Source organism: Mesorhizobium sp. M6A.T.Ce.TU.016.01.1.1 (assembly GCF_003997065.1).
Classification (GTDB): Bacteria; Pseudomonadota; Alphaproteobacteria; order Rhizobiales; family Rhizobiaceae; genus Mesorhizobium; species Mesorhizobium mediterraneum.
In genome coordinates this window covers 1-398 of the sequence record NZ_RZTJ01000171.1, presented here as the reverse complement: position 1 = coordinate 398, position 398 = coordinate 1, and the positions used below count along the sequence as shown (strand labels likewise).

Genomic DNA, 398 nt, shown 5'->3' with positions numbered 1-398 from the left:
CAGCGTCCATTTGGAAAGAGGATACGAGATCCATGAATATTGCCCCCCGTTCATATTCCGTCGCCCGCAAGCGTCTCATGGCTGCCGTCGCGTCTGTAGCCGTGGCCGGTGCGATCGGCGTCGGTGCGCTGACCAGCGGAACCAGCCCTGTTCTGGCCGATGCCGTGCGCGTCGAGGCGCCGCAGGTACCGGGCTTCGCCGATGTCGTCGAGCGGGTTTCTCCCGCTGTTGTCAGCGTCAAGGTCAAGGCCAAGATCAGCCCGGCCGCCGATGATGGCTCCGACCCGTCCGACGACCAGGATGGCATGAACAACCTGCCCAACAATCCACAGCTGCGCCGCCTCTTCAAGGAATTCCGTGGCTTTGGTGACCAGGACGGCCAGGGTGGCGGCAACAGG

At 63.8% G+C, this 398-nt stretch carries 1 pseudogene; it reads left to right on the top strand.

Features of this window, described 5'->3' with window-relative positions:
• Positions 1-32: 32 nt before the first annotated feature.
• A pseudogene (locus tag EOC94_RS33820) lies at positions 33-398 on the top strand (serine protease); the annotation flags it as partial.